Here is a 26,356-nt window from a genome sequence, read left to right on the forward strand (position 1 = left end):
GTTGAAGACTGAACCGGTGATCGAGGGTCAGGCCGGTGGCCGGGATGACGAGGGCGGACGGAGTCCGGATCCGCCCGCCCGCGACGGGGCCAGGACGGTGAACGCCGGCCGAGACGGCCGCCGGGCGAACTTTCTGGAGCTGTTCTTCGATCTGGTGCTGGTCTTCGCGTTGTCGGGAGTCGTCTCGCGGGTCGCGCCGGACCTCTCCGCCGACACCTTCGCCCAGCGGTGGGCGGGACTTCTGTACGTCCTCGTGCTGGTCCTGCCGATCATGTGGCTGTGGACCACCACCGCTCACATCACGAGCCGCTTCGACCCGCGCCGGCCGGCCGTTCAGTTGATGGTGCTGCTCACCGCACTGGGTGTGGTGTTCATGGCCTCGGCCCTGCCGTACGCGTTCTTCGAGCGCGGCTACGCGTTCGCCGTACCGTACGTCGTCCTTCAGATTGGACGACCGTTGGTCCTCATCGCGCTCGTGCGCGATCGTGCACAACGAAGCCTCAACACCCGCTTGGCGCTCTGGTTCACCGTGTCGGCCGTGCCGTGGCTGGCCGGCGTCCTGGCTGAGGGCTGGCAACGGGTGGGCCTGTGGGCGCTGGCCATCACGATTGACCTCCTCGCAGCCCGCTCCGCCTGGCCGGTGCCCGGCATGAGCCGGACGCTGGACAGCGCCTGGGAGCCCACCAAGACCCATCACCTCGCCGACCGGTACGAGCAACTCCTACTGATCGCACTCGGCGAGAGCGTGCTGTCGCTGGGCCTCACCTACACCGACACGCCGGTGTCGCCGGCCACGACGCTGGCGCTGCTGGTGGGGTTCGCTACCACGGTGCTGCTGTGGCGGATCTACTACTACCGGGCCGGGCAGGTGCTCCCCGAAGCCGTCGACTGCGCTGGTGACCAGGTCAGAGCCGGCCGGAACACCGGGCGCGCCCACATACTGATGGTCCTGGGCATCGTGCTCGTCGCGATCGGCTATGAGATCGTCCTGTCCCACCCGGGTGGCCCCGTGCGGCCGGCCTGGCTCGTCCCGGTTCTCGGCGGCCCGATCGTGTACGTCGTCGGCCGGATCATATTGGAACGCGTGGTCTTCAACCGGCTCGCTCGGCGCAGACTCGTCGGCATCGCCGCCCTGGCCGCCGCGGCACTACCGCTGCTCTTCACCACACCGTTGATCGTGGCCAGCGGCGCCCTCGTGATACTCCTCGGGATGGCCCTGGCCGACGCCCGACAGGCCCGGGGCGACCGCCAGAGGCCCCATCACCGGCCGGTGCCCAGTCGAAGAGCGCCTGAACCCGCAGAGTCCACGGACGGCGAGCCCGAAAGGGCCCTTACCCGCGGAGGGGTGTAGTGCTCGATGACGTCTGGCGGCTTACCAGGGTCGCGTCGGTTGAAGTACCGCCTCGGCGAGTGCCTGGCGGCGCAGGTGGGTGATCTGCTGGTAGTCGGGATCGTTGATCATGTCGCGGAAGGCATGGCGGGACGGGTAGCGCACGAGCAGGACGGCGTCCCACTGTTGTCCGGTCTCCGCGACCAGAGGACTGCCGCCGTCGCCGGCGTAGATCACCTTGACGCCGTAGCGTGGGCCGACGGCCTTGCCGAAAGCCTTCGTGTACTGCTCGTACAGCGGGCGGCCGCCGCTGGCGAAGCGGAGCAGGTTGAGCATGACGACGGGACTGTCCGCGTCGTCGGCGAGAAAGTCGGTCAGGAAGTCGCCGTCGGGATCGATCGCCATGCACCGGCCTCCGCTCTCGGTCGGGGGTGCAAGTATCGCCGATGTGACGTCGGAGTGCGCAGTGGGATTTTGCACTCCCAGTGCACTTGTATGGGGTGGCCAGGGAATCTAGCGTCACGCCATGGTTGATTCATGGACGTTCGCCGTCGCCCGCGATGACCTCGGTCGGACCACCGTCGTCGCCCGAGCGACCCCGCAGATCCGACCCGGTGAGGCGCTGCTGCGGGTGGAACGGGTTGGGCTGACCGCCAACAACGTGACCTACGCGGTCCTCGGTGAATCGATGCGGTACTGGCAGTTCTTCCCGGTCGAGCCGCGAGGGCTGAGCGCGGAGTGGGGCCTTGCGCCACTCTGGGGTTTCGCCGAGGTGGTCGAATCAGCCGCTGCCGGCGTCGAGGTGGGGATGCGGGTCTACGGCTATCTGCCGCCGGCCGGCCATCTGGTGGTGCGGCCGGAGCGGGTCGACTCGACCGGGTTCCGTGACGGCAGCGCTCACCGTGTCGACCTGCCGTCGCCGTACAACGTCTACCGGTCGACCGCGAACGATGCCGCTTACCGCGCGGACCAGGAGGACCTGCTGGTGCTTTACCGGCCGTTGTTCTTCACCTCCTTCATGTTGGCTGACCAGGTCATCGACAACGACTTCTACGGGGCGCGACAGTTGGTCCTCTCGTCGGCCTCCAGCAAGACCGCGTACGCCGCCGCGTTCGAGTTGCATGGTCGCGGACCGCGGCTGATCGGCCTCACATCGCCCGGTAACGTGGCCTTCACGCGGTCCCTAGGCAGCTACGACGAAGTCCTGTCATATGACGAGGCCGCCGACCTGGAGGCGGTATCGACGGTCTATCTCGACCTGTCCGGAGCCCCAGCGACGCGTGTTGCGCTGCGCGAACTCCTCGGTGAATTGCTCGTGCGCGACATTGCCGTCGGCCTGACCAGCCAGATCCCGAACGCGGACGCGGCCGGCGAGGTGTTCTTCGCGCCGGTGCAGATGCGCAAACGGCGCCAGGACTGGGGTCGTGACGGCCTGGCCCAGCGCTTCGCCGAAGCCTGGCGACGATTCGCCGACGCGGCGGGGGCATGGCTCGAGGTACGCGCCGGTGAAGGTCCGGAAGATCTCCGACGTTTCTGGCTGGACGTCTACCACGGCCGCAGCGAACCACGCGTTGGCCATATCGTCCGGTTCTAGTAGCGCCGGGGCGGGCTCGTCAGGCTGCCTCGGCCATCGATCGCGTGCTGGGCACAGGTCGACGGCGACGTAGCCCGCCGCCGCGATGGTCAGGTGTGCGTCGAGGATCGTGTCGATGGCCGCTTTGACCTCGGGCAGGGGCAGCTGCTGGAACTGCACCAGTGCCGAGCGGTCCGAGCCGCGTGTGGTGGCGTGATTGCGGACCCGGCCGTCGTGCCACGGGTACACCAGCTTCGGCCCGTCGAGAACGTGCTCCGGGCGGACGATCGCCGGGTGTCGGACGGCGGCGTGGAACTAAACGCTCGCCGATGTGAACCGCGCGCTGCCGCAGTGGTAGCTGTCTTGACGAACCAGCGGCGCCCGTACGCCTCGACGCCGTAGGAGACGCATCCCGAGCCTTGGGCGTCGAAGACCGCGAACGCGGACGCCAGCGGTAGGTCCAGCACGCCGGTGAGCCTATGCGCCTCCGCCGAGGGCAGCGCCGCGGGAATTCTGCGTCTCCCATCGGTGGCGTGATGTGGCGGCCTGCCGCGCGACACTCGCCGCCCAGGTGGGTGCAGCGGTCGGCCGTGCGGTGGGGGAGTGCGTTGTCGGCACTGGCCTCGTAAAGCCGGATTCAGTGGGCGACCATGCCTCTGACACCGTAGGTGTCCCACCACGAGGGCCGGTGTGCGCGTAGCTCTCCGGCGACTCGCGTCAGGAGGAGCCAGTTGCCGTTGAGCACGAGTGCGGCGTCTTCGGGTCGGCTGGCCAGGACACGGGCGACGGTCGACACCATGGAGGGAACCGCACCCTCCGGTGGGTCGTTCTTGCGCAGGTCGAACACGACGCTGGTGTACGTGTCGGGTTCCCATTCCCATTGGGTGCCGTTGTCGTCTTCGGCGTCGAGGTAGCCGTTGCTGCCTGCGTAGATGGTGACCGTGTAGCCGAGTTCCTCTCTGAGGTCGGCGCTGAGGAGCCGGGGGTAGCCGGGCTGTGTCGATTCCTCGACGCCGTGTGGGGCGACGAGGGGAGCGAGGTCTCCCAGCGGGATGTCGCCGGCCAGGGTCAGTCGGTACTCGATGCCCACGTGCTGCCTGCTTTCTCAGTCTCGTCGGACGATCTGAATGATCGCACCGCTTCGGGTCACCGCTGCCAGTTCCTTGAGCTGCGGGACTGGCCAGTCGTCGAACTGCTTCTGCAGGGCGGTGATGTCACCGCGCCAGTCCTGCAGGTTCAACACCACCCGCTGGGTCTGCTGCCTCGCCACCTTCTGCGACACCTCCGTCCACACCCCGCGTACCGCCTTGCCGGGGGTGGGCGCGTAGCAGTCGAAGACGTGGCCCTCGATGAGGTAGTCGGGTTCCTTGTCCGGCTTGCCCACGTCGCCGGTGCTCTGGCGTGCGTTGGCGATCTCCCGCCGTGTCGGGTTCTGGTGTACGCGGTAGCCGTCGTGTGCGAGGGTGTCGGCGCACTCGTTCTCCAACTCCAGTGAACGCCGTACTGCTTCGTCCTCCCGGGGTGGGATTCTGGTTCGTGGTCCGGTCGGCGAGCCGCCGGGAACGCCGGTAGGCGCTCTGCTCCACGGGGTGGGGCCCGATCCGGGCAGGTCGGGGTCGCTCATGGCGGGTGCGGTCGGGCCGCCGGTGGAGTCGGGGGAAGGGCTGGCCGGGGAGAGTCCGCCAGCCCCCGTCAGTTTCCCGCTGATCCCAGCTGTCGTGCTTCGGCGGCTGCTGCGTCGACGAACTGCCGGGCGGTGCCGGTAAGTTGAACGATGAGCACCATGACCTGCTTGACGCCGTCTAAGGCTTGTAACAGGGGGCCCGGCTGCCCGCCGAGTAGGACGGCCGTGACGAGTTGCTGCGCCGCGCCGACCTGATTGATCACTGCGGTCGCCGCGTCGCGGGCGCCGTCCACCGCGCTCTGCACCGGCGCTAGCCCGGAGATCGTCTCCTGCGGTGTGCCTTGGCGGGGCACCGCCGCGTTGGTTTGCGCCGCCTCCCCGATCGACGTGGAGAGGCGTCCCAGACCAGCCTGGATCTCACCGATCGCGCTATGGACCCGGACCATGCCGGCAGCCACCGCGGCGAAGCCGGCGCCCGCGGCTCGAACCCCGACCTCCTGCGCCTGGGTGCCGGCTGCGGCGGTGAGGGTGCGAGCTCGGTCGACGCCGGCTGTCAGGGCACGCAACTCGGCGTCAACCTTCTCGATGTTGGACATGGGGCTACTCTCCACCCGTTCGGCGCCGGTCTACTTTCAGCTGCGCTCAGGCGAAGACAGGCCGCCGTCTAGGAACCCTGTCTCTGCCGGTCCCCAGCAGGTTCGCACTTCGACGACCACCGTCAGTTCTCAATGCCAATGTTCCGAAGGCGTTGAGGCAGCTCAACGAGGCTGTCGACGCGAAGGTGCGCCTGCTCCACCTCGGATCGAGTGGCGTAGAAGTAGCCCCACGGTCCGCGGCGGATGAAGACGGTCGTCAGGCCGGCGGCCAGCGCGGGGAGAATGTCGTTGTCGAGGCGGTCGCCCACGTATGCGATCTCCTCCGGCGCGCACCCCGCCGACTCGACCAGCTTGACGAAGAACTCAGGGGTCGGCTTCTCCGCGCCCCAGTCGTCCGACGTCGCAATCAGGTCCACACCCAGGTTCAGCTCATGTAGCAGCCGGCCGGCGCGAGCGGTCTGATTGCCCGCCACACCGACAAAAAAGCCGTCGGCCTTCAGGGCGGCGAGGCAGTCCCGGACATCAGGATAGAGGTCGCGGCCGTTGAAGTGCTCCGCCAATCCGGCTTCGGCCCGGCGCTGCCGCTCAAGTGCGAGGTCGAATCCAGGCTGGAAGTGCTGGAAGACCTCGCGGTAGTCCCGCCCCTGCGCGATGACCTGCCCGAACACCGCAGAGAACGTGTGCCGGGGAACGCCGAGCCAGTCCGCCCAGGTGCCGTACTCGGTGGACTCGTTGATCAGCGTCTCGCCCACGTCGAAGTAGACAGCGCGAATTCGCCGTGGGGAAGAGGTCTGGACGGTCATGCGGTCAATGCACCCAATCGCTCGTCAAGGTCAGCAACGACGGTGGCATCGTCCCACGGCCTCAGCCGGGTACGGAACTCCTGAAGGCGGGTGCTCGCGGTGGCGTAGCCGGCCATCGCCAGGGTCGCGGCGGCGTCTCCGGCGAGGTCACATGCCTGGTCGAGCTGAGGGTGGTCGCCGAGATACGAGCTGGCGATGTCGATGAGGAACACCGCCTTCTGCTTGACCGCCACGGGACCGAGTCCACGTAGCGCCGCCGCGAGGGCGGATCGGGCCTCCTCGGGGCGACCGAGCTGAAGGAATGCCCGACCGCGGAATCCGTCGAGACGGTCCGCCGAGTAGTAGTCGAACCATACGGGCGGTGCCGCGTCTGCGGGGCGGGAAAGGCGTACGGCTGCTTGGTCGAGAGCACGTAGCGTGCCGGCCGCGTTCGCTGTGCCCAGCACCTCGGACTCCACCGCCGCGATCCACGACTGGACCACCGGCACGCCACTTCGTCGGGCGTGATCAGCAGCGCCAGCGAGATAGCTGATGGCCGCTGAGGTGTTGTGCTCGGCCGCCGGCACGAACGCGAGATGGCCGAGCGCGGCTGCGGCGAGGAGGTCGTCGCCCACCTGCATGGCCGCTTCGTGGGCGAGCCCGAAGTAGCCCCGCGCGTCGGCCGGTCGCTGCAGGTCGAAGAACGTCAGCCGGCCGGCCAGCGTGGCGACTTCGCTGCGGGTGCGTAGGACTCGGCGCTTGAGTCCTCCGTCGGGCAGTTGCCGCATGACGTCGACCGCGGTGTCAAGGTGATCGCGTGCCAGGCTGAGCAGATCGCAAGGTTTCCCAGACCCGTGGTACAGGTGCCGGTATATCTCCGCATTGCGTTCGAGTCGGCTCACTTGAAGCTCCGGAACCAATTCAGCCTGATCGACGAAAGCGAGCGGGGAAACCGCCATCGCCTTGATCGCAGTCCGCCGGCGCATTTCATCCTCCTGGTTCCCAGGTCGGGTCAGGGCCGCTGATACCCGACCGTATGTCTTCACGAGCAGGCCGTCCACGCCGAGTGCCCGGTCGCACACCTCGGCGAGCTCCATCGAACCTGGCTTCTCGCCTCGCTCAACCTGCCCCAGGTACGTGAAGTCATAGCTGGTCAGTACCTGCAACTTCCGGAGCGACAAGCGTCGCTCCTGACGAAGCCTGCGCAGCACCTGCCCGAAAGTCTCACCGTTCACCCGGTCCCCCTGACCAGTGCCCAGGCGTAGGCCACCGTGGGCCTACGCCCTGTGGCTTCCGACGCACACACCGTACCGACCAAGCTCGATGTGTACAGCAACCGCATCGACGGCGGCGATACCCAAGCCGGCACCGAGGCGGGTGCCGGAGAGCACGCGCGCTTCCCCCGGCCCGCGAGCTGAACCCGCCCGCCTCGGTGCCTCTCATTCCAAGGGAGGGCACATGAACGGCGCGAACACCCAGAGGTACAGGCCGATCGAGGTTCACGAAGACTTCCGGCCACGGCCCGTCCTGGTGCTGGACGTCTGCGGGGTTCTGTTGGCGGAGCCCATGGCACCTCTCTTTCGAGCTGTCTCTCAGGAGGCCGGAACCTCTTCCGACCGGGTCGAAGCGATCTTCCGCCACTACTTCCGGGACGCGTTGTGGTCTGGGCTGCTCGACGAGTCCGCGTTCTGGCCTGCGTTCGCAGCGGCGTGCGGTCTCGGGCAGCCATCGCCAGCCTGGCGGTCGGTGCTGCGGTCGACGATGATGCCGCTACCGGCCGTCTCCCGGCTACGCAATTGGTCGAGGGGGGCGCAGATCTGGCTATTGTCCAACCATCGCCACGAATGGTTGGTGCCCGCACTGCAGACGGCCGGCCTGCATCGGCAAACCCATCGAATCTTTATCTCCAGCCAGACCGGCGCGGTCAAGCCGAATCCCTCCGCCTACGTCCAGGTTCTTGAACAGGCGTCACCCGGTGACAATCTCCTGTACGTCGATGACAAGGAGGTCAACGTCGAAGCGTTCAGGAGCCTGGGGGTCGACGGCGTCCAGGCCGACACGACCGGCTCCTGGACCGCCGTCGTCGATGGTTGGCTTGCCGCATCAACGCGGAGGACCTGGTGAGCGGCCCTTACCGTGACATCGCCGCCCAGAGCTTCCTCGACGAGATCCCTCAACTCATCGACACCCTGAGCGCGGCGACGGAGAGCATTCCGGCTGGGGACCGGGTCTGGGTCTTCTACGGCAGCCGGATCACCGGCACGGCAACCGCAGCCAGTGACTTCGACGTGATGATGCTCCATCGCGAGGACGAGGTTCCACCGACCCGCGTTGGCACCACCTATCGCGACGCTCCGGTGACCGTCTACTCGCTGCCTTGGTCGGCCCTGTACCGCGACGGGCAGGACCGCGCGTACGGCGGCTACTTCGCGCTGAAGATGTTCAGCCCGTTCATCTGCACACCGGCCGGCGAGGCCTCGGAGCTGTTGACGAGCGTGGCGCGGTTCTTGGCTCCGCTGGCCGCTGAGGTGGCCGGCCGACTCGACGCGATCACCAGAACTCGCCACCAGATCCTCGCCGACTCCTACCTGGCGTTCCTCGACATCTATCCAGACTTCGACAGCTACGTGGCCCGAGTCCTGGAGGCACCGGTGCTGGCATCGCCGTTGTGGCGACGGCAAGCGCAGGTGATCGTGGACGCCTATCAGCAGGCGCAGATGGTCGATTCCACGGTGGATGGCCGTTACGCCTACTCCCGGCAGGCGGCGATCGGGGACCTCCGGCACGAGCGAGCCATCACGGCGGCCCGGTTCTGGGCGTTCGGCGCGGTCTGCCACGACAGCGACGTCCGTTTCCCCGACCTCTACCGCGACAAGGCCCGCCAGCGCACGACCGTCGGGCAGCGGCAGCGAGTCTACGAGTCGCTGCAACGGATCTCGCGTGGGCGAGCCGGCCGATGAGCGCCTTGCTCGCCGAGTGGCACGCGGCCCGCAATAGGCTGGTAGCGGACGAGCACGCGGAAAGGGCACGCCGTTTCGGGCTCCAACTGCTCGGTCCCGACTCCGAGGGCCTACCGCCGGTGATCGACAGCCTCACGGGCCGGACCATCTGGGCCTGGCAGCCTGCGAGCCCAGCACTGGCCGCGACTGGTGACGATTGTGGGGACGTGCGCGTCGGTGTTGCCGGAAGTCGGCTGCACCTCGGCCATCTCAGTCTCGCGCGGGACGTCGCATGGCTGCAGAATAAAGGCCACTCCGTGTCCTTCATGAGCCGCCAAAACCGCACCACGGCCTCCGCACCGGTTGTCGAGCTCTTGGCAGAACGGGTGAAGCAGTTCGGCGGACGCGCCCCCGATCGCCTCATCGACCTCGACACGGCCGAGGTCCGGGCCTTCGAGGACGATGTGTTGTCCGCGCTGGTGTTGCGCCGGATGCGGCAGGTCTATGGCTGGTCCGATGACACCAGACTGAATCTGCTGCGGGACGCGGTGACGATGATGAGCTTCTTCCTGTATGAGCAGAGCGTGGGAGGGTCGATCGCGCTGGTTGACGCCGGCCAGGTGACGCATACGGCGCTGATGAGGACCGTGTCGGATCGCCTCGCCGCACCGATGCCGTACGTTGCCTATCGACGGTTGGTGCCGAACCTGCGGCGTCGTGGTGGCCGGGCCAGCATCAACGATCCGGCCTCCACGATCCTTCTGACCGATAGTCCCGACACCGTCCGGGAAAAGTTCATCGGCGCGGTGACCGGCGGCCGGGCCCGCGCCGAGGAGCAGCGCCAATATGGGGGTAACCCCAACGAGTGCCCGGCCTTCGAGGTCATCGAACTATTGTCCGCACCTGAGCGGGCGACCACCGTGGCGCGTCGATGCCGAGCCGGCGAGATGCTGTGCGGGCAGTGCAAGATCGAGCACCTCGACGACGTGGTTGCCGGCGTTCGCGGTGACGATCGACAGGTCGCGCTCGCTCGTGTCGGCACAAGTCGCGCCGTACCGACGGCGGTTACCCAGGCCGCTCCCAGCCTGTACCGACCACCGAGCCGGGAGCCGGTGGGCCTGGAGGCCGAGATCGCCCGGTACGCCGGGGTAGCGGCGGAACAGGTCGTGGTTGGCCAAGGCACAACCGAGATCCTCGACTGGACCATGCGTGAGCAAGCCTCAGCCGGTGGGGCGGTGCTCGCGACCGCTCCCACCTTCGAGCTCTACGAACAGCTCGCCACCCGAAACGGATTGCGCTACGACGAGGTCGCGTGGGATAGCGGCGCACTCACGCATGACCTGGCGGCGCTGCGAGCCGCGCTGGAGGATGATCACATCGCTGTGTTGGTTGATATCCCCCACACTGTCTCCGGCATCTCGGTACCGTTGCCCGACTTGCTGGCCGAGGTCGCGCCTCGACTGCCCAGCGGAGCGAAGCTGATCATTGACAACGTCTACGGTGAGTTCATGGCACATCCCCTTGCGCTGACGCCGCGACTCCTTGAGGAGCGCGATGAGCTGGTGGTGTGCCGTTCGCTGTCGAAGGCACACTGTCTGCTCGGTGCCAGGGTCGGGTACGCGGTCACCAGCGCCGGCTACGCCGACCGGCTGCGTCGACATCGGCTTCCGTACGCCGTCAGCGCGCTGGCCGCCACGGCGGCACGCGCGTCCCTGGGCGACGACAGCAACCTTCGGCGCACCATCGCCTTCAACCGGCGGGCGTACGCGACACTGACCGCCGAACTCGACCGGCTGCGCATCGGGTATGCCCGATCGGACGCGAACTTCCTTCTGATCGATCTCGGGGACCGGCGCGACCAAGTCCTCGCTCTACTCCGGGCCCGGGGGCTGCGGTTCCGTGACGGCTCACGATGGCGACTTCCGACGATGATTCAGGTTCATCTCATCGACGAGGCGACCGTCGCCCCGTTGGTGCGCGCCCTGCGCGACCGTCGTTGACCCGTCACGCCGCGAAAGGCCCCATCGTCATGACCGCTCAGCGGATGCTCACCGGTGACCGCCCCACCGGGAAACTGCACCTTGGCCACTACGTCGGCAGCATCGCCAACCGAGTGAAGCTGCACCGAAAGTACGAGAGCTTCTTCATCATCGCCGACCTGCACATGCTGACCACCAAGAACACCCGCGACGACATCGCGAGGGCCACCCAGAACGCCCGGGACATGGTGGTCGACTCCCTCGCCGCCGGGATCGACCCGGACGCCGCCACCTTCTACCTCCAGTCGGCGATCCAGGAAGTCGGAGACCTCAACACCCTCTTCCAGAACCTGGTCACCGTGCCGCGCCTGGAGCGGGTGCCCTCGCTCAAGGACATGGCCCGTGACGCCGGCAAGGAGGAGATGCCGTACGGCCTGCTCGGTTACCCAGTCCTGCAGGCCGCCGACATCCTCTGCGTCAAGGCCCACGTGGTGCCCGTCGGCAAGGACAACGCCGCGCACGTCGAGGTCACCAGGGAGATCGCCCGCCGCTTCAACCACCTCTACGGCGAGGTCTTCCCTGTCCCCGACCTGGTCAGCGCCGAGACGCCCACCCTGGTCGGCACCGACGGCCGAGCCAAGATGAGCAAGAGCCTCGGCAACGCCATCGCCCTCTCCGACGAGCCGGCCGAGGTCCGCCGCAAGGTCATGGGCATGTACACCGACCCGAACCGGATCCGCGCGGACGTGCCCGGCACGGTTGAAGGCAACCCGGTGTTCCAGTACCACGACGTCTTCAACCCCAACCGGGCCGAGGTTGACGACCTCAAGGGCCGCTACCGCGAGGGCAAGGTCGGCGACGTCGAGGTCAAGGAGAAGCTCGCCACCGCGCTGAACGCGTTCCTCGACCCCATGCGCGAGCGACGCGCTCGCTACGAGGCCGACAAGGGCCTGGTCGACGAACTGATCGTGGAGGGCACCGAACGCACCCGACGCGAGGTTCAGCAGACCGTATTCGAGGCGCGCAAGGCGATGGGCCTCACCGGCGTCTACACACAGCTCCGCCGCAAGGCCGAACGGTCCCGCAAACCCGCAGCCACCACCGCGTAAAGAGGACCCTCATGAGTAGCCACGAAGCCGGCCGGCAGGCCGGCAGCTTCCTGCTGCGAAAAATCAGGTCGGGGACCTCGAGAGCTGAGGTGTTCCTCCTGCGGCAACCCGGCGGTGCGGCCGTCGCCACGAAGGTCACCCGCAACCCAAGGGTCAGCTCGTCCGTGCAGGCCCAACGGCACGCCCTCATGAAGAAGTACTTCGCCTCGCACACCCCGGCCGTGCTCGGCACCGCAGCCGAGGCCGGCCTTGACGTAATCGTCACGGCGGCACCCGCCGTGTGGAGCCTCGACGAGGCCATCGACCGCCTCGGACCGACACCGGAGCTTTACGCGGTCTGGCGGGACGTGGTGGCCGCTCTTGTCACGGTGTGGCGGTCAACCGCCCGACCCGGTTTCGATCCCGCCCACGCCACCCGCAATCACGATCTGCGGTGCAGGCGCGGCCTTCAAGGGCTGGAGGACGCGCTCACCACAGACCTCGAACCACCGTCAGCGTGGTCGGGCCTTGTGATCAACGGAAGCGACATGGGCTCGTGGGCTGGGGCTTTCGAGCGGCTCTTCGGCGTCGGCAGACCCGACTTCCGGGTCACCTGCCACGGCGACCCGCACGCCGGCAACGTGCTGGTCGCCCATGACGGGACCTGGCACCTCGTGGACTGGGAATGGTCCGGCGAGCACCACGACTGGCGCATGATGGTCAGCCACCTGATCGGCAGTTGGTACGTCCGCGACCTCCTGGACCACGCCTCCGGCACGGTCACAGCGGGACCCGACGGGCTCGTGCTGGACTACGTCATCGGTGAATCGCCCCGGCTGCGCCGGTTCGGGGATCCGGCGGCCGAAGCGTACCGGCGAATGACGACGTCGACCCGCACAGAGCAGGATCTCAGTGACGTGGCGCGATATGTTGCACTGCTTCTGCTGCGGGAGATACCCCGAGCCGTGCTGGCCGGGCGACGTCACCTCATCGCACCACTGCTCGGCGAATGCGTCCGGCTCACCACTGGCGAGCACACACGTCATCCGGCCATGCGGCTGCTCACGGCGCCGGTACGGGCGGCGGCGTGATGCAGCTCGGGCTGGCATTGCCGCACTACCCCTTCTCCTTCCCGACACCGCAGCCCTCCATCGCCCGACGGGCGATCGACTACGCCACCCTGGCCGAGGACGCGGGATTCCACCAAGTGTGGGTCTCCGACCACTTCTGGGTCGACGTCGCCGCGGCAGGGCGACCAGAGCGACGACAGGAGCCGGCCGAGTGCTGGACCCTGCTGGCCGCGATCGCGGCCACGACCACCCGCATCCGCATTGGCTCGTTGGCAACGCCCATCGGATTCAGGAACCCCAACCTTCTCGCACGCATGGTGACGACCGTGAACGAACTCGCCGCCGGGCGACTCGACGTCGCCGTCGGAGCCGGATGGAACGAGTCGGAACACCGGGCGAATGGCCTGGACTTCCCGCCAGCAGGACAGCGACTGGCATCGCTCGCGGACATGGTCCGCTTCCTTCAGCGGCAAGTGCCGGACGTGCCCGTCTGGGTTGCCGGGAAGCGCCCAAAGCTACTTGAGGTCGCCGCGATCGCGGACGGGTGGAACACCGCATGGGACAGCACGATCGCCGAATACCGGCACCGGGATGCGACGTTGCGGCAAGCCTGCCAACGTCACAGGCGCGACCCCGTGGCGGTTCGGCGGTCTCTGGGCCTGACGACGCTCATCGGCCGCGACAACGACGACCTTGAGAGAAGATGGCGCATGCTGCAGCGCTGCGCCCCCGGCAACGCACTGGCTGACGTCTCGCTACAGAGCTGGGCACAGTCCCGCCTGGTCGGTACACCGGCGGAAGTTGCCCAGCAGCTCCGCCGATGGGGGGAAGCGGGCGTCGAGCAGGTCATCTGCGCCTTCGGAGCGCCATTCGCCGTGTGTGACAACCAGCAGCTTGAGCTCGCTGCACAAGCTATGGCGATCTTCTCTAGCTCCCAAGGTCCGTAGACGGGCTGGCGGTCGCATCCCGGCTGCGCGGGCGTGGTGTCGCTTTGGTTCTTCTGGCCGGCGGCCAGCGGACTGCCATCGGCAGCGATCTAGCACCCGGCGGGCATCAACCCGAGTCGGGGTGATCGGGTAGCCTGATGGCACGACGGGCCGTTAGCTCAATGGCAGAGCTGAGGACTTTTAATCCTTAGGTTCTGGGTTCGAGTCCCAGGCGGCCCACCGACCGTTATCCCTGTTCAAGCATGCGGCCGACGACCCGGACGGACCGCGTCAAGGTTCGGGCCGACGCCCTCAGTCCGCACTGAGTCCGCAGGCTCTGGCGGCCGACGACACCGCAGCAGTCCAGGCTGTCGTTTGGTGGGATCGTCAAGGTGGCGCGAACATCACCACTCACCGACGTCGACAACATCGCTGACCTGAAGCGGGCGATGGGCGACCTCAGCACCATCTGGTGGGGCACTTCGCAAGCCCAGCGTGGCCCAGCCGCCCGCGATGGAGGTCGGGGATGTGATCCGGGTGCCGGAGGACGGTTACCTGTTCGGCACCGGGGTCGCCTGCGAGCCCACGTACCGTCGCGACCGACCTGGCGCTGTGCCGCCTGCGGCATCGCGTGGCCGTGCTCGCCGGCGAAGCTGCGGCTGTTGGCCGAGTACCGGGTCGACTGGGTTGCACTCCTGATCTACCTCGGCACCCTTCAGGCCGAGGCGGCCGGGCACCTCGACCGGTACGACGCGCCCGACCTGACCGACCGCTTCATCGCCTGGGCCCGCCCGCGCTGACCGGCCAAGTGTAGATCCTGAAAGGATGGACCGGAGGGCGCGGAGGTGATGACGTGAACGGGGCAGCTCCGAAGCGGGCCAGGGAGGACTTGTCGCCGCCGGCCGCCCAGCAGACGGGGAGGTAATGCCATGTCCATCCGTCTCGCCGCGCTTGCGGCCGCGACGTTGACCAGCGGGCTGACGGCCGGGCTGTTCTTCGCGTACGCCTGCTCGGTCATGCCGGGTCTGGCCGCGACCGACGCGCGGACCCTGGTCGGGACGATGCAGTCGATCAACCGGAAGATCCTCAACGGCTGGTTCCTGATCGTGTTCCTCGGCGCTCCGGCACTTACCGCGTTGGCCGTCGCGCTGCACCTCGGCGACGGCCCGGTGCTCGCCTGGAGCGTCGCCGCGCTGGTGGCGCACCTGGTGATGTTCGGGGTCACCATGCGGGTGAACGTCCCGCTCAACAATCAGCTCGACGCGGCCGGTCCGGTGGACCGGATCGGCGACCTGGCCGCGGTGCGGGACCGGTTCGAGGGGCCCTGGGTGCGCTCGAACCTGGTCCGAACGGTCGCCTCGGTGGCCGCCTTCGCCGCGCTGGTCGGCGCCCTGCTGGCCGCCTGAGCAAGATCGCGCAGGAAGGCGCGATCTTGTCACGCAGGTGGCGCTGGGCGGTTGGCGGGCGAAAGACCGGGTACGGGGCCGGACATGCGGATCGTGGTGGTGGGAGCGAGCGGCAACGCCGGCACCGGGCTGTTGCGCCGGCTGCGCCGGGAACGCGGGCTGGACCTCGCCGGAGTGGCCAGGCGGCTGCCGGGCCCGGACGCCGGTGAACCGTACGACCGGGTGGAGTGGCACTCGTGCGACATCGGGACGCCGGGGGCGGTCGACCAGCTCACCGAGGTGTTCGCGGGCGCCGGGGCGGTGGTGCACCTCGCGTGGCAGATCCAGCCCAGCCATGACCAGCGGGTGCTGCACCGGACCAACGTCGGCGGCAGCCGCGCGGTGATCGACGCGGTCGTCCGGGCGGGCGTGCCGGCCCTGGTGTACGCGTCGTCGGTCGGCACGTACGCGCCCGGGCCCAAGGACCGCCCGGTCAGCGAGCGCTGGCCGGCGACGGGGGTGGCCGGCTCCTCGTACAGCCGGGACAAGGCGGAGGTCGAGGCGCTGCTCGACCGGGTGGAGCGGCAGCACCCGGAGTTGCGGGTGGTGCGCCTGCGACCGGGGCTGATCTTCCAGCGGGCGGCGGCCACCGAGATCGCCCGCTACTTCATCGGCCCGTTCGTGCCGCTGCGCCTGCTGAAGTACGGCCGGCTGCCGCTGGTGCCGACGAACCGGCGGCTGCGGATGCAGGCGGTGCACGCCGACGACGTGGCCGACGCGTACGCCCGGGCGGTGCTGGGTGACGCGCGCGGCCCGTTCAACGTCGCGGCCGACCCGGTGCTCACCCCGGAGCTGGTGGCCCGGCACTTCCACGGCTGGACGGTGCCGGTGGCCGGCCCGGTGCTGCGCACCGCCGCCGCGCTGACCTGGCGGGCCCGGCTGCAACCCATTGACGCCGGCTGGGTGGAGCTGGCTTTGAACGTGCCGCTGATGTCCAGCGAGCGCGCCGAGACCGAGCTGGGCTGGACCCCGCGCCACGACGCCCTGAGCGCCCTCAAGGAACTCTTCGCCGGCATGGCCGAGGGAGCCCACACCCGGACCCCACCGATGGCCCGGGCTTTGAACGCCTCCCGCAACCTCGTCCCCGGCCACGGCAACCCCTACTGAGGGTCAGCTCAGGCGCGATCCGCTGACCGTCGGCGGGCGGGCGCCCAGGAAGAAGATGCCCGGGAAGCCCCGGGTCTCGAAGCCCCGGCTCGGGTTGCGGCGCAGGGTCGAGTTCTCGATCCGCAGGGTGCCGGTGCGGTTGTTGCTGACGAAGAAGATCGCCCCGCCGCCCTCGTTCGCGTCGTTGCCCTCGATGACCGTGCCGGCGATCCGGACGTTGAACTCGTTGCCGTCGCAGTAGATCGCCCCACCGCTGCCACCGCCCGGCGTGCCGGCCCGGGCCGGGTTGGCGCCCCGCCCGATCGCCTCGTTGTCACGCAGCACGCTGTTCAACACCACCCACGAGACGCCGATGCTGCTCAACGCGCCGCCGTTGGCGCAGGAGCCGCCGGTGAAGGTGCTGTTCACCACGTACACCGGCTTGTTCTCGTACTGGCTGAGCACCCGTACGGCCGCGCCGCCCAGGTCCGGTCCAGTGCGGTCGCACCGGTTGCGGACGAACCGCGAGTTGACGATCTTGAACCGGCCGCCGCGGACGAAGATGGCACCGCCACCGCCGCCCTCGGCCTCCTCCCCGGTGGAGTTGCCCTCGGCGAAGGTCAGGTTCTGCACGGTGAGCTGGGGGTGGTCCTGGTTCTGGCAGTGCGAGGTGGTCCAGCCCTGGGCCCGGTCGCAGGTGTTCATGTAGAGGATCCGCCGCTTCCCCTGGCCGCTGAGGGTGACCCGGCCGCCGCCGTCCAGGACCACCTTCGGCCCGTTCGCGTTGCGCACCTTGGCCGTGGCCGTCATGGCGATGGTCACCGGGTCCGGCCCGCAGTCGAAGGTGATGATCCCGCCGGCCGCGACCGCCTTCACCACCGCCGCGGACGTGCAGCTCGCCGGGGTGCCGGTGCCGATCGTGCGGGTCGGCCTCGAGGTGTCGACCGCCCGCGCCTCGGCCGGCACGGCGGCGCGGCCGTCCGGGTTCCCGGCTGCCGCCGGGCGCGTCGACGGGCGCGGGCTGGGCGACGGAGCACCCAGGCCGGTCCGGGCGGCCGGCTGGTCCGCGGTTGACGACGTGGCGGACGGGGCCGCCGAGGACGCGGCGACCGGAGCCGGCGTCCCCGGCTCGGCGGAACCGCAGGCGGACAGCGTCGCGGCGGCGACGGCCAGAGCGGCCAGGACGGCGGCGGGCTTCAGGCGCACCCCGTGATGGTAGGAGCGGGCGGGCCGGACGTTGAAACCGTTAAGGAGGACCTAAGGAACGCGTGCCGGGCCGGTCGCGTCAGAAGTCCGCGAAGAGGTACGGCAGCCGGCGCGGGAACAGGCGGCGCAGCTCGGCCGCGGCGTCGGCGGGCACGTCGCCCAGCCCGCGCAGCTGCACCTCCACCGGGTCCAGCACCCCGTACGCCAAGCCGGACAGGCCGGCGGCGGTCAGGGTGGCGGACGGCGCGGTGCCGGCCTCACCGCGGACCAGTTCCAGCGCCCCGGTCGTGCCGTCGAGCAGGTACGTCCCGGCCAGCCAGCGGTCCCCGGTCAGCTCCACCCGGACCCGGCCCGGTCCGGCGGGCAGCCCGGCCAGCGCGTCCGTCGACAGCAGCCGGGCCATCGGCGCGCAGGAGCCCGGGCGGGTGATCCGCGTCTCGACGTGCACCTCCAGGTCGGTGAGCCACAGCTCGGGCGTCTCGTCGGCGGGCACGTCGAACCGGACCGTCGCCACCTGGTCGATGTGCCGGGCGAAGAACTGCAGGAGCAGCGCCCGGGCGTACGGGTCGGTGGCGAGCAGGTCGTCGGCGGCGAGCGTGCCGCCGTGGTCCTCGATCCGGTAGGTCACCGCGCCGGCCACCGCACCGTCGACCCGGGCGGTCAGCAGCCACCGCTCGTCCCGGTCGCGCAGCGCGACGTCCCGGTAGTCGGGGAAGATCGCGAAGCCGTGCCGTTCCCGCAGGCAGCGCTCGGTGAACGTGCGCCACGTCGGGTAGCCGGCGCCGATCCGTTCCCACCGCACCTCACCGGGCAGCTCCGCCCGCACCAGCGGCGCCAGGTCGGCCACCGGCAGGGTGGCGGTACGCGGCATCGGCAGCCCCACGTACCCGAACCGCTCGTAGAACGACGGGCGGAACGGCCAGAGCGCGGTGAGCTGGTGCCCGTCGTCGAGCATCTCGTCGAGGAGCCGGTGCAGCAGGGTGCGGACGTGCCCCTGCCGGCGGGCCAACGGGTGGGTGACCACCCCGGCGACGCCGGCCATCGGGAGCACCCGGCCGCGCAGGTTCTGCCGCATCGGGATGGCGGAGACCGCGGCGCGTGTCTCCCCCGACTCCTCCACGACCAGCGTCCGGTTGCCCTGGTTGTAGGGCAGGTACGCGCGGAACTCCTCGGCCCGCGCCGCGCTGCGCGGGGAGGCCTCGAAGGCGTACGCCTGGAGCGGGAAGCTGCTGGTCAGACGTTCCTTGGAGGATGACACCCGCCGGATGGTCATCCGTCCATCCCAACCCGGCCCGGCGCCGCCCGCAACCGGGTTGCCGGTCAGGCCGCCGTGACGTCGGAGACCACAACCGTGACGTTGTCCGGCGCGCCGGCCTGGTGGGCGAGCTTGACCAGCTGCTCCCCGCAGAGCTGGCGGTCGCCGTACCCCGCCAGCGCGGCGGCGATCGCGGCGTGCTCCACGTAGTCCGACAGGCCGTCGCTGCACAACAGCAGCCGGTCCCCGGCCGCCACCGTGAGGGTCCCGATCGCCGGTGGGGTGTCCGTGCCCTGGACCGCGCGGGTGACCAGCGACCGCTGAGGGTGGTGGCGGGCCTGCTCGGGGGAGAGCGCGCCCTGGTCGACCAGCGCCTGCACGAACGTGTCGTCCCGGGTCAGCTGGGTCAGCTCCCCGTCCCGTAGCAGGTAGCAGCGGGAGTCGCCGACCTGGGCCAGCACCAGTGTGTCGCCGGCGAGCAGCGCGGCGGTCAGCGTCGTACCCATGCCCTCGCGGGCGGGGTCGACGGTGATGGCGGCGTGGATGCGCTGGTTCGCGGTGCTCACGACGGCGCGCAGCGCGTCGGCGGCCTCTTCGGGGGTGGTCGGGGGCGTCAGCTCATCCAGGATGCGGATGACGATCTCGCTCGCCACCTCGCCCGCAGGCAGGCCACCCATCCCGTCGGCGACAGCGACGAGGCGCTCGCCGGCCAGCGCGGAGTCCTCGTTGTTGGTCCGGACCAGGCCGATGTCGTTGAGGATGGCCGAGCGGAGGATCAGCGTCATGGGATCAAGCTTGCCAAGAACACCCTCCGTTCGTCTCTACGCGCTCGTGGGTGGATTGGGAAAGTCGCGCCCCGACTCCTCACTCCTCGGCCGGCAGCTGCGCCAGCGGGACGTCCAGGCGGACCGCGTCGGTGACGGTCGCGATCTGATCGGCAAGCACGTACACCGCTCCGGTACGGACCCGATCGGTGGAGACCTTCAGGTAACCGGCGTGCCGCAGCCGGGCCGCCAGATCGGCCGGCACGTCCGGCTCCTCGACCGCGGTCGCCTCGATCAACTCATCCAGGCTGCTGCCCGGGTCGGCGGTCGGTGCCTGCACGGTCACCGCGTTCGGGTCACCGCGCTGGACCAGGTCCACGGTGCCGATCTCGGTGCCGGCGGCGTCGACCACCGGCATCCCGGTGGTGACCCGGGAGAGGACCTGCTGTTCGCTCATGCAGGCGCGGTTCCCGGCCGATCCTCGCGCTAAACGCCACCCCAGCCGCCCGGCGGGCGGGGCGACAGCTCGCGCCACGTGCCGGTGCCCTGGAGCAGTGCCCGGACCGTCTCCTCGGCCTCCTCGGCGGTGTCGTACTCGTAGAACCTGGAGACGCCCTCCGACCCGCCGGCGCGCTGCTCGACGTACCACCGGTCGGCGTCGACCCGGAGGAAGACGTCCCGCCGGGCCAGGCGGCCCCATTTCCCGTTCCACCAGTGCTTCCGCTGCTCCATGGCGGGGACTCTATCGAACAGACGTACGAAAATACGCGGCCCCCGCGGGATTCCCGCGAGGGCCGTCGTGCTGCTGCGACGTTCAGTACCGGGTGGGCGGTTCCTCCCGCCGGCCGAGCGCGTCGTCGAGGGCGCCGCGCTGCTGGGTGGGGGTGGTGCGGCCGGCCGCGACCAGCGCGTCCCGGATCTCGGTGAGCAGCTTGATCTCCTCGCTCGGCGCCTTCGGCGGCGGCTCCTCGCCCCGCTGCCGCCGCTCGGCCAGCTTGTTCATCGGGAAGACCACGAGGAAGTACAGCACCGCGGCGGTGAGCACGAAGGTGATGATCGCGTTGAGGAACGCCGCCCAGTCGAAGACCTGCCCGCTGATCGTCCACCTGCCGGCGGTGAGGGCGGTGCCACCACCGAGCAGCTTGATCAGCGGCTCCAGGAACGACTTGGTGAGCTGGGTGACCACGCCGGTGAACGCGGCGCCGATCACGATGCCGACCGCCAGGTCGACCACGTTGCCGCGCATGATGAAGTCTTTGAAGCCCTTGAGCATCCGTACTCCCGAGGTGTCCGGTCTTCCGTCCGGCACAACCTATGCCCGCGACGGCGGCTCCAGAAAAGCGCCCGCCTCGACCGCCGCCCGCTCCGGGTCGCCGCCCCGGATCGCGTCCACCAGCCGGGCGTGGTCGACGTAGCGTTCCGGCTCCAGCGCGTCGCCCATCGACTGGGTCAGCGTGCCGCGCATCGCCGCGCCGATCGACGCGTACAGCTCGGCGAGCATGCCGTTGTGCGCGGCCGCGACGACCGCGGTGTGCAGCGCGGCGTCGGCCTCCACGAACTCGTCCACCCGGCCGCCGCGCCACGCGGCCTCCCGGGCGTCGAGCGCGCCGTCGAGCGCCGCCAGGTCGTCGGGAGTACGCCGGAGCGCGGCCAGCCGGGCGGCCTCCACCTCGAGGGCGCGCCGTACCTCGACCACCTCGGCCATCCGGTCGTCGCTGAGCCGGCGCGCCACCACCGGGGCCAGCTCGTCGGTCGACACCACGTACGTCCCCGAGCCCTGCCGGCACTGCAGCACCCCGGCGTGCACCAGGGCGCGGACCGCCTCGCGGACGGTGTTGCGCCCCACGCCGAGGGCCGCCACGAGCTGCGGCTCGGTCGGGATCCGGCCGCCGACCGGCCACTCGCCGCCGAGGATCCGCTCGCGGAGCTGGGTGATGGTCTCCTGCACCCGTCGACCGCGTGGCGGCACGGCGACGGAATCAGCGGCGCGTGTCACCGGTTACAACCCCTGCCGGAAATTCATCCCATGATTGTAGGTTCGAACCCATGACCCCGCCACCACCCCCGGCCACCCCCACCCCCGCGCCCACCACCCCCGCGCCCACCAGGAGGCCGCACTTTCCCCGAAAGAGCGGCCACCAGAACGCGGGAGGCCGCACTTTCCCCGAAAGTGCGACCACGGGCGGCGGGGCGGGGGCGACCACGGGCGGCGGGGCGGGGGCGGTCGCGGGCGGCGGGGCGGTTGCGGGCGGCGGGGCGGGGGCGGCTGGCGCGCTGCGCGGGGGTGCGCTCGTGCTCGTCGGGATGCTGCTGGTCGCGCTGAACCTGCGGGCCGCCGTCACCAGCCTCGGCGCGCTGCTCGACGAGGTGCGGACCGGGCTCGGCCTCTCCGGGGCGATGGCCGGCCTGGTCACCACGCTGCCCACCGTCGCGTTCGCCGGGCTCGGCGCGCTCACCCCGTGGCTGGTCCGCCGGGTCGCTCCGGCCCGGGTGCTGGTGTTCGCCATGGTCGCGCTCGCCGCTGGGCAGGTGCTCCGGGCGGTCACCGGCTCGGCGCTGGTCTTCGTGCTCACCAGCGCGCTGGCACTGGCCGGGATCGCGGTGGCGAACATCCTCCTGCCGATGCTTGTGAAGCAGCACTTCCCGCACCGGACGGGGCTGGTCACCGGGGCGTACACGATGGCCCTGACCCTCGGCACGACGGTGGCCGCCGCCTCGGCGGTCCCGGTCGCGCACGCCTTCGGCTCCTGGCGCGCCGGGCTCGGCGTCTGGGCCGGCCTGGCCGCGGTCGCCGTACTTCCGTGGGTGCCGCTGGCGCTGCGTGCCCGCGCGGCGGCCCGACGGGCGACCCCGACGGCCGTCACCGCCCGCGTCCGGGTACGTCCGGCGCGCACCCGGCTCGGCCGGGCGATGGCGCTGTACTTCGGCGCGCAGTCGCTCAGCGGGTACGCGATCATGGGCTGGCTGGCGCAGCTGTTCCGGGACGCCGGCTACCGGCCGGAGGCGGCGGGCCTGCTGCTCGCCGGGGTGACCGCGCTGGGTGTCCCGATCGCGCTGCTGATGCCGACGCTGGCCGGGCGACTGCGCACGCTGCGACCTCTCGTGCTGTCCCTGACCGTCGCGTCGACGTTGGCCTACCTGGGCCTGATGTGGTGGCCGCACGACGGCGCGCTGCTGTGGGTCATGCTGCTGGCCGTCGGGCAGGGCGCGTTCCCGCTGATCCTCACGACCATCGGGCTGCGGGCCCGCACCGCCGACGGGACGGTGGCGCTGTCCGCGTTCGCGCAGAGCACCGGCTACGTCATCGCGGCGCTGGGGCCCCTGCTGGTCGGCGTGCTCCACGAGACGACCGGAGGTTGGACCGCGCCGATCGGGTTCCTGCTGGCGGCTCTCGTCGTGCAGACCGGCGCGGGCCTGGTCATCGCCCGGCCCCGGTACGTCGAGGACGAGGCGTGACCGAGGTCAGGAGGAGGCCGGAGTGGGGTCGCCCGCGACGGCCTGGTCGACCGTCGGGTACGTGTGCAGCACCTCGACGAGGCCACTGACCTCGAGGATGCGCAGCACGCCCCGCTGCGGGGCGGCCAACCGCACGACGCCGCCGGCCTCGTCGCAGCTGTTCTTGGCGCGGACGAAGACCGACAAGCCGGTGGAGTCGCAGAACGAGACGTCCGCCAGGTCGAAGACCAGCCGGCTGCGGCCCTTGTCCAGCAGGTCGGTGATCTGGTCCTGCAACTGCGGTGCGGTCGCCATGTCCAGCTCGCCCGCGACCGACACGACGACGACATCGCCGCGCTGTTCCGTGTGCACCGTCAAGGACATTCGCCAGACCTCCTGTTATCGGGGAAACGGTATCCCACGAACGGGGTCGTACGCAGATCGGGCCGTGGTGTGTGGTGTCGGCCGTCATTCCGTTGCTTCTCGACAAGTAGCTGTCGGGTGTGCGGTGATAGAGTCCGCCCGGTCCGGGTCGAGGGGGGTTGTCATGGCGCTGAGCGCCGAGCAGAGCAGTCGACTGGTGGGTCTGCTGACCAGCCACGCCGACCAGATCACCAAGCGGTGGACGGAGACCGTCGCCGGGTCGTTGCGCGGCCGGCTCAGCCAGGCCGAGCTGCTGCGGCAGGTGCAGGAGCTGCACCGCGGCATGGTCACCGTCGGTGAGCAGGGCGTCCTCGACCTCGACGCCGAACACGGCGCCGAGCTGCGCGCCGTCCTCGGCGAGCTGTCCCGCAACCGCGCCCGGCAGGGCTTCTCCGCCACCGAGACGGCGGTCAGCGTGTTCGCCCTCAAGGAGGCCCTGCTGGAGCTCCTCGACGCGGAGCAGACCAGCTCGGCGCTGCGCGACTACGTGGCCTTCGCCGCCCTGATCGACCAGATGGGGCTGTTCACCTTCGAGAGCTACGTCCGCACCCGGGAGAGCCTGATCGCCGACCAGGCCGAGCAGCTGCTCGAGCTGTCCACCCCGGTGGTGAAGCTGTGGGAGGGTGTGGTCGCCGTCCCGCTGGTCGGCACCCTCGACTCCGCCCGCGCCCAGGTGGTGATGGAGCGGCTGCTGCAGACCCTCGTCGACACCGGCTCGCCGTACGCGATCATCGACATCACCGGTGTGCCGGCGGTCGACACCCAGGTCGCCCAGCACATCCTCAAGACCGTGGTGGCGGCCCGCCTGATGGGCGCCGACTGCATCATCTCCGGCATCCGGCCGCAGATCGCCCAGACGATCGTCGCGCTGGGCATCGAGTTCGGTGACATCGCCACCAAGGCCAGCCTCGCCGACGCCCTGCGGCACGTGCTCCGGCTCACCGGCGTGGAGACCGGCCGCCGGTCCCGGCGGGAGTCCTGATGGACCGGGTGCCGATTCTCAAGATCGGCGACATCCTGCTGGTCTCCATCCAGGTCGACATGTCCGACCAGACGGCCGTCCAGCTCCAGGAGGACCTGGCCGAGCGGATCGTGGCCACCGGCAGTCACGGCGTGGTGATCGACATCACCGCACTCGACATCGTGGACTCCTTCGTCGGGCGGATGCTCTCCACCATCGCGTCCATCTCGAAGGTGCTCGACGCCGAGACCGTCGTCGTCGGGATGCGCCCCGCGGTCGCCATCACCCTGGTCGAGCTGGGGCTGTCGCTCAACGGCATCCGCACCGCTTTGAACGTGGAGCGGGGCATGGAACTGATCGCGGCGGCCCGCGCCGACGGGCACGACGTGGAACTCGACGACGAACCGGACGCCGGAACGACGGCCACGCCATGACGACAAGCGTGGACCTGGGTCAGCCGCAGGCGCAGACGGTCCACAGCGACGAGGACGTGGTGCGGGTGCGGCAGCTCGTGCGGACGGCCGCAGTGGCGGTCCGGCTCTCCCTGGTCGACCAGACCAAGGTGGTCACCGCCGCCAGCGAACTGGCCCGCAACACCCTCGTCCACGGCGGGGGCGGCCTGGTCGAGGTGAGCACCGTCGACAACGGGCGGCGCCGGGGCGTACACATCGTCTTCGCCGACACCGGGCCCGGCATCGCTGACCTCGACCTGGCCCTCACCGACGGCTACACCACCGGCGGCGGGCTCGGCCTCGGGCTCAGCGGTGCCCGCCGGCTGGTGGACGAGTTCGACATCAAGACGGCGCCGGGACAGGGCACGACGGTCACCGTCACCAAGTGGTCCCGATGACCGGCGACGCGGTCACCGACCGTGGGAGCTGGTTCCGGGTCGAGGCCGGGAGCACCGCCAGTGCGGTGCGGCGCGCCGCCGAACGGCTCGGCACCGACCTGGGCCTCGGTGCGGCCCGGATCGCCGACCTCGCCATCGTGGCCGCGGAGCTGACCAGCAACCTGGTCAAGCACGCCGACGAGGGTGTGCTGCTGCTCCGGCCGGTCCGCGGCGACCGGCACGCCGGTGTGGAGCTGATCGCGATCGACTCCGGCCCCGGCATGGCGGACCTGACCGTCTCCTCCCGGGACGGGCACTCCACCACCGGCACGCTCGGCATCGGTCTCGGCGCGATCGTCCGGCAGGCCACCTGGTTCGACGGGTACTCCCGGCCGGGCCGGGGCACCGTGCTCGCCGTGCAGGTCTGGCCGCGGGACGCCGACCCCGGGCCGTCGTGGGTGGGCGCGCTGACCCGGCCACTGGCCGGTGAGCAGGTCAGCGGCGACGGGTACGCCTGGCGGGTCGTCGACGGCCGACGGCAGGTGCTCGCCTGCGACGGCCTGGGACACGGGCCGCTCGCCGCCGCCGCCACCGAGGCCGCGACCGAGGCGTTCCGGCGGGCGCCGGCCGCGTCGCCAGCGACGGTGGTCGAGCACCTGCACCGCGCCATGACACACACCCGGGGCGCGGCGTTGGCGGTCGCCGAGCCGGACCCGGCGGCCGGCCTGCTCCGGTACGCCGGCCTCGGGAACGTCTCCGGCTCCGTGATCGACGGCGCCGGGCACCGCCGCGGCCTCGTGTCGCTGCCCGGCATCGCCGGGCACCAGCGCCCGGTGATCCGCCAGTACGAGTACCCCTTCCCACCCGACGCCCTGCTCGTGATGCACAGTGACGGGGTGGTCGACCGCTGGCAGCTCGACGACCACCCGGGTCTCGCCGGGCGGTCGCCCCTCGTGGTCGCCGCGACCCTGCTGCGCGACGCCGGTACGCGGCGCGACGACGCCTGCGTCCTGGTCGCCAAGGGGGCGCCGTGACCGGAGCGCTG

30 protein-coding genes and 1 tRNA gene are annotated in these 26,356 nt (G+C 70.2%); 17 read left to right on the plus strand and 14 right to left on the minus strand.

Features of this window, described 5'->3' with window-relative positions:
- Nucleotides 1–16 precede the first annotated feature (16 nt).
- Nucleotides 17–1,351 (plus strand): low temperature requirement protein A, encoded by a 1,335-nt coding sequence (locus ABTW87_RS00465; protein WP_350647088.1) that lies wholly within the window; start codon nt 17–19, stop codon nt 1,349–1,351.
- 21 nt (nt 1,352–1,372) lie between these two features.
- Here the strand turns inward: ABTW87_RS00465 and ABTW87_RS00470 are convergent, their stop codons facing one another.
- On the minus strand, nt 1,373–1,735 hold the full coding sequence (locus tag ABTW87_RS00470) for a DUF1330 domain-containing protein (protein WP_350647090.1): 363 nt from the start codon (nt 1,733–1,735) through the stop codon (nt 1,373–1,375).
- Nucleotides 1,736–1,856: 121 nt separating this feature from the next.
- Between ABTW87_RS00470 and ABTW87_RS00475 the strand changes: the two genes are divergently transcribed.
- Nucleotides 1,857–2,924, plus strand: coding sequence for a DUF2855 family protein (locus tag ABTW87_RS00475; RefSeq protein ID WP_350647092.1), 1,068 nt, complete (start codon nt 1,857–1,859; stop codon nt 2,922–2,924).
- Nucleotides 2,925–3,540: 616 nt separating this feature from the next.
- Here ABTW87_RS00475 and ABTW87_RS00480 read toward each other — a convergent pair.
- From ABTW87_RS00480 to ABTW87_RS00500, 5 genes are all read right to left on the minus strand, one after another.
- Nucleotides 3,541–3,993: a SitI3 family protein gene (locus tag ABTW87_RS00480; RefSeq protein ID WP_350647094.1), complete on the minus strand. Its 453-nt coding sequence runs from the start codon at nt 3,991–3,993 to the stop codon at nt 3,541–3,543.
- A gap of 15 nt (nt 3,994–4,008) precedes the next feature.
- Nucleotides 4,009–4,395 (minus strand): CdiA C-terminal domain-containing protein, encoded by a 387-nt coding sequence (locus ABTW87_RS00485; protein WP_350647575.1) that lies wholly within the window; start codon nt 4,393–4,395, stop codon nt 4,009–4,011.
- Between the two features lie 200 nt (nt 4,396–4,595).
- A complete protein-coding gene (locus tag ABTW87_RS00490; RefSeq protein WP_350647096.1) occupies nt 4,596–5,123 on the minus strand; it encodes a DUF6244 family protein in 528 nt (175 codons plus the stop codon).
- A 122-nt stretch (nt 5,124–5,245) separates the two neighbouring features.
- Nucleotides 5,246–5,926, minus strand: coding sequence for an HAD family hydrolase (locus ABTW87_RS00495; protein ID WP_350647098.1), 681 nt, complete (start codon nt 5,924–5,926; stop codon nt 5,246–5,248).
- Nucleotides 5,923–7,140 carry an NsdA family TPR-like regulatory protein gene (locus ABTW87_RS00500; RefSeq protein ID WP_350647100.1) on the minus strand — a complete coding sequence of 406 codons (1,218 nt, stop codon included), beginning with the start codon at nt 7,138–7,140 and terminating at the stop codon, nt 5,923–5,925. The genes ABTW87_RS00495 and ABTW87_RS00500 overlap by 4 nt, the downstream gene beginning before the upstream one ends.
- A 223-nt stretch (nt 7,141–7,363) precedes the next feature.
- Between ABTW87_RS00500 and ABTW87_RS00505 the strand changes: the two genes are divergently transcribed.
- The 10 genes from ABTW87_RS00505 (at nt 7,364) to ABTW87_RS00550 (ending at nt 16,459) form a co-directional block, all read left to right on the plus strand.
- The gene (locus ABTW87_RS00505) at nt 7,364–8,029 is read left to right on the plus strand and encodes an HAD family hydrolase (RefSeq protein WP_350647102.1); all 666 of its coding nucleotides are present in this window, start codon (nt 7,364–7,366) and stop codon (nt 8,027–8,029) included.
- Nucleotides 8,026–8,865, plus strand: a complete 840-nt coding sequence (locus tag ABTW87_RS00510) for a nucleotidyltransferase domain-containing protein (protein WP_350647104.1) — start codon at nt 8,026–8,028, stop codon at nt 8,863–8,865. Before ABTW87_RS00505 ends, ABTW87_RS00510 begins: the two co-directional genes overlap by 4 nt.
- Before the next feature lie 926 nt (nt 8,866–9,791).
- Complete coding sequence (locus ABTW87_RS00515; RefSeq protein ID WP_350647576.1) at nt 9,792–10,844, plus strand: aminotransferase class I/II-fold pyridoxal phosphate-dependent enzyme; 1,053 nt, start codon at nt 9,792–9,794, stop codon at nt 10,842–10,844.
- Between the two features lie 29 nt (nt 10,845–10,873).
- Nucleotides 10,874–11,932: a tryptophan--tRNA ligase gene (trpS, locus tag ABTW87_RS00520; protein WP_350647106.1), complete on the plus strand. Its 1,059-nt coding sequence runs from the start codon at nt 10,874–10,876 to the stop codon at nt 11,930–11,932.
- An 11-nt stretch (nt 11,933–11,943) separates the two neighbouring features.
- On the plus strand, nt 11,944–13,002 hold the full coding sequence (locus ABTW87_RS00525) for a phosphotransferase (RefSeq protein WP_350647108.1): 1,059 nt from the start codon (nt 11,944–11,946) through the stop codon (nt 13,000–13,002).
- Nucleotides 13,002–13,928 (plus strand): LLM class flavin-dependent oxidoreductase, encoded by a 927-nt coding sequence (locus ABTW87_RS00530; RefSeq protein WP_350647578.1) that lies wholly within the window; start codon nt 13,002–13,004, stop codon nt 13,926–13,928. The genes ABTW87_RS00525 and ABTW87_RS00530 overlap by 1 nt, the downstream gene beginning before the upstream one ends.
- Nucleotides 13,929–14,075: 147 nt before the next feature.
- A tRNA-Lys gene (locus ABTW87_RS00535) sits at nt 14,076–14,147 on the plus strand.
- Nucleotides 14,148–14,569: 422 nt separating this feature from the next.
- Nucleotides 14,570–14,707 (plus strand): hypothetical protein, encoded by a 138-nt coding sequence (locus ABTW87_RS00540; RefSeq protein WP_350647110.1) that lies wholly within the window; start codon nt 14,570–14,572, stop codon nt 14,705–14,707.
- A gap of 129 nt (nt 14,708–14,836) precedes the next feature.
- Complete coding sequence (locus ABTW87_RS00545) at nt 14,837–15,313, plus strand: anthrone oxygenase family protein (RefSeq protein WP_350647112.1); 477 nt, start codon at nt 14,837–14,839, stop codon at nt 15,311–15,313.
- 84 nt (nt 15,314–15,397) lie between these two features.
- On the plus strand, nt 15,398–16,459 hold the full coding sequence (locus ABTW87_RS00550) for an NAD-dependent epimerase/dehydratase family protein (RefSeq protein WP_350647114.1): 1,062 nt from the start codon (nt 15,398–15,400) through the stop codon (nt 16,457–16,459).
- Nucleotides 16,460–16,462: 3 nt separating this feature from the next.
- On the opposite strand, the gene ABTW87_RS00555 is transcribed toward ABTW87_RS00550, so the two are convergent.
- The 7 genes from ABTW87_RS00555 to ABTW87_RS00585 all read right to left on the minus strand — a co-directional run bounded on the left by ABTW87_RS00555 (nt 16,463) and on the right by ABTW87_RS00585 (nt 21,659).
- The gene (locus ABTW87_RS00555; RefSeq protein ID WP_350647580.1) at nt 16,463–17,638 is read right to left on the minus strand and encodes a hypothetical protein; all 1,176 of its coding nucleotides are present in this window, start codon (nt 17,636–17,638) and stop codon (nt 16,463–16,465) included.
- An 85-nt stretch (nt 17,639–17,723) separates the two neighbouring features.
- Nucleotides 17,724–18,917, minus strand: coding sequence for a GNAT family N-acetyltransferase (locus ABTW87_RS00560; RefSeq protein WP_350647116.1), 1,194 nt, complete (start codon nt 18,915–18,917; stop codon nt 17,724–17,726).
- A gap of 47 nt (nt 18,918–18,964) precedes the next feature.
- Nucleotides 18,965–19,684 carry a PP2C family protein-serine/threonine phosphatase gene (locus ABTW87_RS00565; protein ID WP_350647118.1) on the minus strand — a complete coding sequence of 240 codons (720 nt, stop codon included), beginning with the start codon at nt 19,682–19,684 and terminating at the stop codon, nt 18,965–18,967.
- Nucleotides 19,685–19,763: 79 nt separating this feature from the next.
- Nucleotides 19,764–20,120, minus strand: a complete 357-nt coding sequence (locus ABTW87_RS00570; RefSeq protein WP_350647120.1) for a hypothetical protein — start codon at nt 20,118–20,120, stop codon at nt 19,764–19,766.
- Between the two features lie 29 nt (nt 20,121–20,149).
- Complete coding sequence (locus tag ABTW87_RS00575; RefSeq protein WP_350647122.1) at nt 20,150–20,395, minus strand: hypothetical protein; 246 nt, start codon at nt 20,393–20,395, stop codon at nt 20,150–20,152.
- Between the two features lie 82 nt (nt 20,396–20,477).
- Nucleotides 20,478–20,936, minus strand: coding sequence for a large conductance mechanosensitive channel protein MscL (gene mscL, locus ABTW87_RS00580; RefSeq protein ID WP_350647124.1), 459 nt, complete (start codon nt 20,934–20,936; stop codon nt 20,478–20,480).
- A gap of 39 nt (nt 20,937–20,975) precedes the next feature.
- Entirely contained in the window at nt 20,976–21,659 is a 684-nt protein-coding gene (locus ABTW87_RS00585; protein ID WP_350647126.1) for a FadR/GntR family transcriptional regulator, read from the minus strand.
- 278 nt (nt 21,660–21,937) lie between these two features.
- On the opposite strand from ABTW87_RS00585, the gene ABTW87_RS00590 reads away from it, so the two are divergent.
- Nucleotides 21,938–23,119: an MFS transporter gene (locus ABTW87_RS00590; RefSeq protein WP_502891512.1), complete on the plus strand. Its 1,182-nt coding sequence runs from the start codon at nt 21,938–21,940 to the stop codon at nt 23,117–23,119.
- A 6-nt stretch (nt 23,120–23,125) separates the two neighbouring features.
- Here the strand turns inward: ABTW87_RS00590 and ABTW87_RS00595 are convergent, their stop codons facing one another.
- On the minus strand, nt 23,126–23,482 hold the full coding sequence (locus tag ABTW87_RS00595; RefSeq protein ID WP_350647130.1) for an STAS domain-containing protein: 357 nt from the start codon (nt 23,480–23,482) through the stop codon (nt 23,126–23,128).
- A 163-nt stretch (nt 23,483–23,645) separates the two neighbouring features.
- Between ABTW87_RS00595 and ABTW87_RS00600 the strand changes: the two genes are divergently transcribed.
- From ABTW87_RS00600 to ABTW87_RS00615, 4 genes are read left to right on the plus strand one after another with little or no spacing between them, the layout of a single operon-like run.
- Nucleotides 23,646–24,503: an STAS domain-containing protein gene (locus ABTW87_RS00600; RefSeq protein WP_350647132.1), complete on the plus strand. Its 858-nt coding sequence runs from the start codon at nt 23,646–23,648 to the stop codon at nt 24,501–24,503.
- Nucleotides 24,503–24,916 (plus strand): STAS domain-containing protein, encoded by a 414-nt coding sequence (locus ABTW87_RS00605; RefSeq protein WP_350647134.1) that lies wholly within the window; start codon nt 24,503–24,505, stop codon nt 24,914–24,916. Before ABTW87_RS00600 ends, ABTW87_RS00605 begins: the two co-directional genes overlap by 1 nt.
- Entirely contained in the window at nt 24,913–25,332 is a 420-nt protein-coding gene (locus ABTW87_RS00610) for an ATP-binding protein (RefSeq protein ID WP_350647136.1), read from the plus strand. The genes ABTW87_RS00605 and ABTW87_RS00610 overlap by 4 nt, the downstream gene beginning before the upstream one ends.
- Nucleotides 25,329–26,345 carry a SpoIIE family protein phosphatase gene (locus ABTW87_RS00615; protein ID WP_350647582.1) on the plus strand — a complete coding sequence of 339 codons (1,017 nt, stop codon included), beginning with the start codon at nt 25,329–25,331 and terminating at the stop codon, nt 26,343–26,345. The genes ABTW87_RS00610 and ABTW87_RS00615 overlap by 4 nt, the downstream gene beginning before the upstream one ends.
- Nucleotides 26,346–26,356 lie beyond the last annotated feature (11 nt).

The sequence above is a fragment of the Micromonospora sp. NPDC126480 genome (assembly GCF_040302465.1).
Taxonomy (GTDB): domain Bacteria; phylum Actinomycetota; class Actinomycetes; order Mycobacteriales; family Micromonosporaceae; genus Micromonospora.

What these genes read in the sequence shown, in the direction of transcription:
- ABTW87_RS00575 (WP_350647122.1), bottom strand. Translation starts at nt 20,395, where the DNA reads ATGGAGCAGCGGAAGCACTGGTGGAACGGGAAATGGGGCCGCCTGGCC.
- ABTW87_RS00545 (WP_350647112.1), top strand. Translation starts at nt 14,837, where the DNA reads ATGTCCATCCGTCTCGCCGCGCTTGCGGCCGCGACGTTGACCAGCGGG.
- ABTW87_RS00605 (WP_350647134.1), top strand. Translation starts at nt 24,503, where the DNA reads ATGGACCGGGTGCCGATTCTCAAGATCGGCGACATCCTGCTGGTCTCC.
- ABTW87_RS00600 (WP_350647132.1), top strand. Translation starts at nt 23,646, where the DNA reads ATGGCGCTGAGCGCCGAGCAGAGCAGTCGACTGGTGGGTCTGCTGACC.
- ABTW87_RS00475 (WP_350647092.1), top strand. Translation starts at nt 1,857, where the DNA reads ATGGTTGATTCATGGACGTTCGCCGTCGCCCGCGATGACCTCGGTCGG.
- ABTW87_RS00505 (WP_350647102.1), top strand. Translation starts at nt 7,364, where the DNA reads ATGAACGGCGCGAACACCCAGAGGTACAGGCCGATCGAGGTTCACGAA.
- ABTW87_RS00525 (WP_350647108.1), top strand. Translation starts at nt 11,944, where the DNA reads ATGAGTAGCCACGAAGCCGGCCGGCAGGCCGGCAGCTTCCTGCTGCGA.
- ABTW87_RS00550 (WP_350647114.1), top strand. Translation starts at nt 15,398, where the DNA reads ATGCGGATCGTGGTGGTGGGAGCGAGCGGCAACGCCGGCACCGGGCTG.
- ABTW87_RS00470 (WP_350647090.1), bottom strand. Translation starts at nt 1,735, where the DNA reads ATGGCGATCGATCCCGACGGCGACTTCCTGACCGACTTTCTCGCCGAC.
- ABTW87_RS00560 (WP_350647116.1), bottom strand. Translation starts at nt 18,917, where the DNA reads ATGACCATCCGGCGGGTGTCATCCTCCAAGGAACGTCTGACCAGCAGC.
- ABTW87_RS00615 (WP_350647582.1), top strand. Translation starts at nt 25,329, where the DNA reads ATGACCGGCGACGCGGTCACCGACCGTGGGAGCTGGTTCCGGGTCGAG.
- ABTW87_RS00530 (WP_350647578.1), top strand. Translation starts at nt 13,002, where the DNA reads ATGCAGCTCGGGCTGGCATTGCCGCACTACCCCTTCTCCTTCCCGACA.
- ABTW87_RS00595 (WP_350647130.1), bottom strand. Translation starts at nt 23,482, where the DNA reads ATGTCCTTGACGGTGCACACGGAACAGCGCGGCGATGTCGTCGTCGTG.
- ABTW87_RS00610 (WP_350647136.1), top strand. Translation starts at nt 24,913, where the DNA reads ATGACGACAAGCGTGGACCTGGGTCAGCCGCAGGCGCAGACGGTCCAC.
- ABTW87_RS00570 (WP_350647120.1), bottom strand. Translation starts at nt 20,120, where the DNA reads ATGAGCGAACAGCAGGTCCTCTCCCGGGTCACCACCGGGATGCCGGTG.
- trpS (WP_350647106.1), top strand. Translation starts at nt 10,874, where the DNA reads ATGACCGCTCAGCGGATGCTCACCGGTGACCGCCCCACCGGGAAACTG.
- ABTW87_RS00565 (WP_350647118.1), bottom strand. Translation starts at nt 19,684, where the DNA reads ATGACGCTGATCCTCCGCTCGGCCATCCTCAACGACATCGGCCTGGTC.
- ABTW87_RS00515 (WP_350647576.1), top strand. Translation starts at nt 9,792, where the DNA reads ATGCTGTGCGGGCAGTGCAAGATCGAGCACCTCGACGACGTGGTTGCC.
- ABTW87_RS00495 (WP_350647098.1), bottom strand. Translation starts at nt 5,926, where the DNA reads ATGACCGTCCAGACCTCTTCCCCACGGCGAATTCGCGCTGTCTACTTC.
- ABTW87_RS00490 (WP_350647096.1), bottom strand. Translation starts at nt 5,123, where the DNA reads ATGTCCAACATCGAGAAGGTTGACGCCGAGTTGCGTGCCCTGACAGCC.
- mscL (WP_350647124.1), bottom strand. Translation starts at nt 20,936, where the DNA reads ATGCTCAAGGGCTTCAAAGACTTCATCATGCGCGGCAACGTGGTCGAC.